Origin of the sequence: Pseudomonas sp. GM80, from assembly GCF_000282515.1 — a bacterium.
Taxonomy (GTDB): Bacteria; Pseudomonadota; Gammaproteobacteria; order Pseudomonadales; family Pseudomonadaceae; genus Aquipseudomonas.
Map to the genome: position 1 here is coordinate 1 of NZ_AKJD01000234.1, position 1,179 is coordinate 1,179.

Annotated in this window: 1 protein-coding gene; it reads right to left on the reverse strand. The window is 62.7% G+C overall.

The features are described 5' to 3' along the window. Positions 1-1,179: immunoglobulin-like domain-containing protein (locus PMI37_RS27365; RefSeq protein WP_008087449.1), on the reverse strand; the 1,179-nt coding region annotated here is incomplete at both ends.

Below are 1,179 nucleotides of genomic sequence, written 5' to 3' on the forward strand. Positions count from 1 at the left end.
TCACGGTGCCGGTGGTCTTGCCGGCGTCGATGGTGATGGTCGAACCGTTGCTCAGGGTCACGGTCACCGGGGTGCCGGCCGGGTTGGTCAGCGTCGCGGTGTAGACGATCTGCCCGCCTTCGTTGACGTTGCCGGTGGCGGTCAGCGAAACGGTGGTGGTGTCGACGGTATCGGTCACGGTGGTGCTGACCGGGGTTTTGTCGGCGACCAGATTTTCGTAGTTGCCGCCGCTGACGTTGGTGATCGCGTTGGTCAGCGGTGCATGGCCGGCCAGCACATCGTTCGGTGCGGTGGTGGTCACGGTGCCGGTGGTTTTGCCGACTTCGATGGTGATGCTCTGACCGTTGGCCAGGGTCACGACGACAGGCGAACCGGTCACTGGCGCACCAACAGTCGCGGTGTAGGTGACGGTGCCGCCTTCAGCAGCGGTTTCGGTGGCGGTCAGTTTCACCGTCGAGGTGTCGATGGTGTCAGTGACGTCGGTCACCGCTGGAACGGTGCTTGGTACCAGGTTCTCGAAGTTGCCGCCGGTGGCGTCCTTGATAGTGACTTCGACTTTGCCGGCGTCTTTGTAAACGTCATCGGCCGGTGCTGCGACGGTCACGGTGCCGGTGGTTTTACCGGCTTCGATGGTGATCACCGAGCCATTGCTCAAGGTCACGGTCACCGGGGTGCCGGCCGGGTTGGTCAGGGTCGCGGTGTAAACGATCGAACCGCCTTCTGCCACGGTGCCGGTGGCGCTGAGCGTCAGATTGGTGGTGTCGACGGTGTCGGTGACGGTGGTGCTGACCGGGGTTTTATCGGCAACGAGGTCTTCATAGTTGCCACCGCTGACGCCGGTGATCGAGTTGGTCAACGGTGCATGGCCATTCAGCGCATCGTTGGGTGCGGTGGTGGTCACGGTGCCGGTGGTTTTGCCCACTTCGATGGTGATGTTCTGGCCGTTGGCCAGAGTCACGACCACAGGTGAACCGGTGACTGGCGCACCCACGGTAGCGGTGTAGGTGACGGTGCCGCCTTCAGCCGCAGTCTCGGTTGCAGTCAGCTTAACGGTCGAAGTGTCGATGGTGTCGGTGACGTCGGTCACCGCTGGCGTGGTGCTTGGCACCAGGTTCTCGAAGTTGCCGCCGGTGGCGTCCTTGATAGTCACTTCGACTTTGCCGGCGTCTTTGTAGACGT